We start from the raw sequence: 6,607 nt of genomic DNA, 5'->3' as shown, positions 1-6,607 counted from the left end.
GCCAGCTCACCGGTGCGGCCGGGCCCGCGCCCCGGTCCCGCGGGTCGGGGTGGCCGTACTGCCGGGGGTCGGCGTGACCGTATTCCCCCGGCCCGGCGTGTCCGTACTCCCGTGGCCCGGCATGTCCGTACTCCCGCGGCGCGGCATGTCCGTACTCCCGTGGCCCGGGGTGGCCGTACTCGCGCGGCGCGGCGTGGCCGTACTCGTTGGGCGCGGCGCGGCCGTGGTCCGGGGGCCCCGGACGGCCGTACTCCCCGGGGTTGGCGCGGCCTACCTGGGCGGACCCGACGGCCGGCCCGGGGCCGTGGGCGGGGTTGGTGCCGGGGACCGAGACGCGGCCGGTGGCCCCGCCGGAACCGGAACCTGCGGACCCGCGCCCGTCAAGCCCTCCGGGGCGGTAGTGTGAATCTTCCCTCCCCACGACCCCCTCCTCCCCCGCTCAAAAGCGCCTTGGGTGACACTACTTCGGTCCGAACACTATGCGGCGGCCGGAGCCGGCGGGGGGCGTTCACCCCGTCCGGTGGGCGGCGCCACTGGTTTCCGTTAGCCAGCGTGGGCAAACGAGGGAGCGTGCGAGATGGATTTCGACGTCACGGTTGAGATCCCCAAGGGTCACCGCAACAAGTACGAGGTGGACCACGCGACCGGCCGGATCCGGCTGGACCGCACCCTCTTCACCTCCACGCAGTACCCGGCCGACTACGGCTTCATCGAGGGCACCCTGGGCGAGGACGGCGACCCGCTGGACGCGCTGGTGCTGGTGCCCGAGCCCACCTTCCCGGGCTGCCTGATCCGCTGCCGCACCATCGGCATGTTCCGCATGACCGACGAGAAGGGCGGCGACGACAAGGTCCTCTGCGTGCCCTACGAGGACCCGCGCCAGGAGCACCTGCGGGACATCCACCACCTGGGCGAGTTCGACCGGCTGGAGATCCAGCACTTCTTCGAGGTCTACAAGGATCTGGAGCCGGGCAAGTCGGTCGAGGGCGCCACCTGGGTGGGCCGCACCGAGGCCGAGGCCGAGATCGTGGCGTCGTACCAGCGCGCCAAGGAGGCCGCCGAGCGCGGCGAGACCCTGCACTGACCTGATCCGCGCCGACGGGCCCGGGCCGCTCCACCGAGCGACCCGGGCCCTCGTGCGTGCCGGTCAGCCGAGCAGGCCGCGGGCCCGGTCGTAGAGGTCGAGCACCGCGCAGGCCACCGGGACCACGGCGACCACCAGCGCGGTGTCGGTCAGGTCGGCCAGCCGACCGAGGTACGGGGAGACCGGCCGCCGGGCGTACGTGGCGCCGGCCGCGACGGCCACCAGGGCCAGGACCAGGCCGCCCACGGTCAGCGCCAACCGGCCCGCCGGGCCGGCCCGGCCGGCGAGCACCGCGCCGAGCAGGGCGTACCCGGCCAGCCCGGCGGCGACGGCGGGCACCCGGTGCCGGACCGCCACGAAGAGCCGGGAGCGCAGCAGCAGCACCCCGCAGCCGACCGCCACCAGCAGCCGGCCGGCGACCCCGCCGGTGGTGACGAGCACCGCGGTGGCCGCGACGGCCAGCAGCGCGTGCCCGAGCAGCATCCCGGTCAGCATCTCCTCGGTGCGGGCCACGGCCGCGTGCACCCGGCCCCGGTCGGGCAGGTCACGGACGCCGGGCGGGCCGCCGGCCGGAGCGGGCAGGGTGATCGGCGGCAGCGGCACCTTGCCGAGCCGGATGGCCAGCAGCGGCAGCCCGCCCAGCGCGAAGACCAGCGCGCAGAGCAGCACGGCGGCGGTGCCGGCCGGGTCGAGGAACAGCGCGCCGAAGCCGGCCCCCGCGCCGGCCGCGCCGGTGGTCGCGCCGGCCAGGAAGACCCGGGACCGGCTGGCCACGCCGAGCAGGCCGAGCACCGACACCAGCAGCAGCGCCACCGAGCCGGCGAGCAGTTCGGGCGCGCCGACCCAGCGCAGCGGCGCAAGCCACCCGAGCGGGCCGACCGGGTCGCCGGAGCCGACCACCAGGGCGCCGGCCGCGGCGGCCCAGGGCAGTGCGTACCCGCCGAGGGTGGCGCCGACCGGGCCGTCCCCGTAGGCCCGGGAGGCAGCGGTCGCGGCGAGCACCAGGAGCAGGGCCACCGCGGCGGCGACCGGCCAGCCGCTGCCCGGCCCCGGGCCGGCGGCCAGCACGGCGAGCAGCCCGACGGCCAGCGGCACGCCCGCCCCGGCCAGGGCGGCGGCCCGGGTGGCACCGGCTGACCAGGCGGCGCCCCGGCGGCGCGCCCCGTCGGCGATCGCCTCGACCACGTCGTCGTACTCCAGTTCGGGCCACTCGGCGCGGGCCGGGACGAGGTGCAGCACCTCGCCGTCGCGGACACCCTGGGGCAGCAGCGCCTGCGCGGTGGCCAGCACCGCGCCGTCGATCCGCCGCAGCACCCAGCCGCCGTGCCGTTCGCCGTCGTCGGCCAGCCCCTCCCCGGCGTGCCGGAGCACCTCGGGCAGCAGCTCGGCGAGGGGGACCTGCTCCGGCAGGGCCACGTCGACCCGCCGCCGGGGGGCGCTGATCGTGACCCGGGCCAGCCCGCTTGTCATCGATGTCTCTCCATATCGAGCGGGAACGGTGGCTGACGGACGAGTGGACTTTACCTACGATGAGCCAGGCTCGGGTTACCGAGAGCAATGGGGAGGCCGAGTGTCCACTGTCGTCATCAAGCGGCCGCCGCGCCGCCCGGCACCGGAGATCCCGGCCGGTGAGCTGCCGGTCGAGCCGCCGCCGGAGATCCCCCCGGTGGCCGGTGGGCGCTGGCAGCAGGCGCTGATGGTGCTGCCGATGCTCGGTGGGACGGTGGCCATGGCGATGATGTTCGGACGGGGCGGCGGGGCCTACTCGTACGTGGTGGGCGGCATGTTCGGGCTCTCCTCGGTGGCGATGCTGGTGACCTCCTGGGGCAGCGCCGGCCCGAAGAAGTCGGAGATGATGGCCGCCCGCCGGGAGTACCTGCGGCACCTCGCCGCGCTGCGCCGCCGGGTCCGGGAGACCGCGGGGGCGCAGCGGGCCGGGCTCTACTACCGGCACCCCGATCCGGGACGGCTCTGGTCGACGGTGGACAGCCACCGGGTGTGGGAGCGCCGGCCCGGCGACCCGGACTTCGCCGTGGTCCGCGTCGGGGTCGGGCCGCAGACGCTGGCCACCCCGCTGGTCCCGCCGACCACCCGGCCGCTGGACGAGCTGGAGCCGATGACCGCGGGGGCGCTGCGGCGCTTCCTGGACGCGTACTCGGTGGTGCCGAACCTGCCGGTGGCGCTCTCGCTGCGCAGCTTCGCGCGGGTATTCGTGCGCGGCCCGGCGGGCGACGTCCGCGGCGCGGGCTCGCCGGCCGCCCAGGCGCTGGCCCGGGCCGTGCTCACCCAGCTCGCCGTCTTCCACGCCCCCGACGAGCTGCTGATCGCGGTCTGCGCCGGGCCGGAACGCCGGGCGCGGTGGGAGTGGGTCAAGTGGCTGCCGCACGCCCACCACCCCGCCCGCACCGACGCGCTCGGCCCGGTCCGGCTGGTCACCAGCTCCGCCGCCGAGCTGGAGCGGCTCCTCGACGACGTGCTGGCCAGCCGGTCCCGGTTCAGCCCGGCCGGTCCGGCGACCGACGGGCCGCACGTGCTGGTGGTGCTCGACGGCGGCGACCTGACCGGTGCCACCGACCTGGCCGGCGACGGTGGGATCGACGCGGTCACCGTGCTCGACCTGGACACCCCGCCGCCCCGCCTGCTCGACCGGTACGCCCTCCTGCTCGACCTGGTCGACGGCCGGCTGCACTCGCGCTCCGCCGAGGGGCACGCCGAGGTGGGCGTCGCCGACGCGCTGGAGCCGGCCGACGCCGAGGCGGTGGCCCGCCGGCTCGCCCCGCTGCGGCTGGCCGGCACGGTACGCGGGCCGGACGCCCCGCCCGGCGCCGAGCCGGGCCTGCCCGAGCTGCTCGGCCTCGGCGACCCGGAGAACTTCGCCGCCGAGCAGGGCTGGGCCCCCCGGGCGGCCCGCGACCGGCTGCGGGTGCCGATCGGGGTGGGCGCCGACGGCGGCGCCATCGAGCTGGACCTCAAGGAGTCGGCGCAGGACGGGATGGGCCCGCACGGGCTGCTCATCGGCGCCACCGGCTCGGGCAAGTCCGAGCTGCTCCGCACGCTGGTGCTCGGGCTGGCCGCCACGCACAGCTCCGAGCAGCTCAACTTCGTGCTTGTCGACTTCAAGGGCGGGGCCACCTTCGCGCCGTTCGAACGGCTGCCGCACACCGCCGCGGTGATCACCAACCTGGCCGACGCGCTGCCGCTGGTCGACCGGATGGTCGACGCGATCAACGGCGAGCTGATGCGCCGGCAGGAGCTGCTGCGCCGGGCCGGCAACTTCGCCGGGATACGCGACTACGAGCGGGCCCGGGCGGCCGGCACGCCGCTCGCCCCGCTGCCCTCGCTGCTGCTCGTCTGCGACGAGTTCTCCGAGCTGCTCTCCGCCAAGCCCGACTTCATCGACCTCTTCGTGCAGATCGGCCGGCTGGGCCGGTCGCTCGGCGTGCACCTGCTGCTCGCCTCGCAGCGGCTCGAGGAGGGCCGGCTGCGCGGGCTGGACACCCACCTGTCGTACCGGATCGGGTTGCGCACCTTCTCGGCGCTGGAGTCCCGGACGGTGCTCGGCGTGCCGGACGCGCACGAGCTGCCGCGCAGCCCGGGGCACGGCTACCTGCGCTCGGGCACCGACCCGCTGGTCCGGTTCAAGGCCGCGTACGTCTCCGGGGCGGTACGCCGGCGCGGCGGCCCGGCGGGCGCGGCCGGCGCCGGCAGCCCCCGGCTGCTCGCCTTCTCCACCCACCTGGTGCCGGCGCCGGAGCCGGCCACCCCGGCCGCCCTCCCGGCCGAGGAGGAGACCGGCGAGACCCTGCTCGACCTGCTGGTGGGGCGGCTCGCCGGGCAGGGCCCACCCGCGCACCAGGTCTGGCTGCCCCCGCTCGACGAGTCACCCTGTCTCGACGAGCTGCTCGGCCCGGTCGGTGCGGACCCGGCCCGCGGGCTCACCGTGGGCAACCCGGAGCTGCACGGCGCCCTCCAGGTGCCGGTGGCCGTGGTGGACAAGCCGTTCGAGCAGCGCCGTGACCTGTTCTGGCTGGCGCTGGACGGAGCGGCCGGGCACGTCGCCGTGGTCGGCACCACGCGCAGCGGCCGGTCCACCCTGCTGCGCACCCTGGTCTGCGCGCTGGCGCTCACCCACACCCCGGCCGAGGTGCAGGTCTACTGCCTCGACTTCGGCGGCGGGGCGCTCGGCGCGCTGCGCGACCTGCCGCACGTCGGCGGGGTGAGCGGCCGGGCCGACGACACCGCGGTCCGCCGGACCGTCGGCGAGATCGCCACCCTGCTCGGGGAGCGGGAGCGGCGGTTCGCCGAGGCGGGCGTGGAGTCGATGGCGGCCTGGCGCCGGCGGCGGGCCGCGGCGCCGGCCGGCACCGACCCGTTCGGCGACGTGTTCCTGGTGATCGACGGCTGGAACACCCTGCGCGGCGAGTACGAGGACCTGGAGCCGCTGGTCACCGAGCTGGCCACCCGGGGCCTGGCGTACGGGGTGCACGTGGTGGCGAGCGCGCTGCGCTGGTCGGACTTCCGGCCGGCGATCCGGGACCTCTTCGGCTCCCGGCTGGAGCTGCGCCTCGGCGACCCGGCCGACTCGGTGGTGGTGAAGCGCGCCCTCGCGGCGACCGTGCCCGAGGAGCGACCGGGGCGCGGGATCACCGCGGGCGGGCTGCACTTCCTCGCCGCCGCGCCCCGGGTCGCCGGCCTCGGCGCCGAGACCGGGGACCTGGTCAAGGCCGTCGCCGGAGCCTGGTCCGGACCGGTCGCTCCCCCGGTGCGGCTGCTCCCGCCGGTGCTCCCCTACGCCGAGCTGGACCAGGCCGCGACAACCGGGCTGGCCTTCCCCATCGGGGTGGCCGAGGCGGACCTGCGCCCGGTGGTGCTGGACTTCGCGGCCGAGCCGAACTTCGTGGTCTTCGGCGACGCCGAGTGCGGCAAGTCCTCGTTCCTGCGCGCGCTGGCCACCTCGATCGTCCGCCGGTTCACCCCGGAGCAGGCCCGGGTGATCCTGGTCGACTACCGGCGCAGCCTGATGGGCGCCATCGAGACGGCCCACCTCATCGGGTACGGGACCGCCGCACCGCACACCACCGAGCTGGTCGAGTCGGCGGCCGGCTACCTCCAGGGGCGGCTGCCCGGGCCGCAGGTCACCCCGGCCGAGCTGCGTACGCGGTCGTGGTGGACCGGGCCGGAGCTGTTCGTGCTGGTGGACGACTACGACCTGGTGGCCGGCGGGCCGACCAACCCGTTGCGGGCGCTGGAGGAGCACCTGCCGCACGCGCGGGACGTCGGCCTGCACCTGGTGCTGGCCCGCCGCTCCGGAGGCGCGGGCCGGACCTCGTTCGAGCCGATCATCCAGCGGTTGCGGGAGCTGTCCACGGCCGGGCTGGTGATGTCGGGCGGCCCGGAGGAGGGTCCGCTCGTCGGTCAGGTGAAGGCCGGCCCACTGCCACCGGGCCGTGGCCGCCTGGTCACCCGGCGGGAGGGCGTGCGCCTGGTCCAGCTGGCCCATCTCCCGCCCGGGTGACCGGCCTC

General features: G+C 76.6%; 3 protein-coding genes. 2 read left to right on the top strand and 1 reads right to left on the bottom strand.

Going from position 1 to position 6,607, the window contains the following annotated elements; genetic code table 11:
• Nucleotides 1-577 precede the first annotated feature (577 nt).
• On the top strand, nucleotides 578-1,084 hold the full coding sequence (locus ACW0Q9_RS06570) for an inorganic diphosphatase (protein WP_091266984.1): 507 nt from the start codon (nucleotides 578-580) through the stop codon (nucleotides 1,082-1,084).
• 63 nt (nucleotides 1,085-1,147) lie between these two features.
• Here the strand turns inward: ACW0Q9_RS06570 and eccD are convergent, their stop codons facing one another.
• On the bottom strand, nucleotides 1,148-2,554 hold the full coding sequence (gene eccD, locus ACW0Q9_RS06565; RefSeq protein WP_456179033.1) for a type VII secretion integral membrane protein EccD: 1,407 nt from the start codon (nucleotides 2,552-2,554) through the stop codon (nucleotides 1,148-1,150).
• Nucleotides 2,555-2,654: 100 nt separating this feature from the next.
• Here eccD and eccCa point away from each other — a divergent pair, with 100 nt between their 5' ends.
• Nucleotides 2,655-6,599, top strand: a complete 3,945-nt coding sequence (gene eccCa / locus ACW0Q9_RS06560) for a type VII secretion protein EccCa (protein WP_456179032.1) — start codon at nucleotides 2,655-2,657, stop codon at nucleotides 6,597-6,599.
• Nucleotides 6,600-6,607 lie beyond the last annotated feature (8 nt).

The sequence above is a fragment of the Micromonospora sp. I033 genome (assembly GCF_053890995.1).
This window is presented reverse-complemented; position numbering and strand designations above follow the sequence as displayed.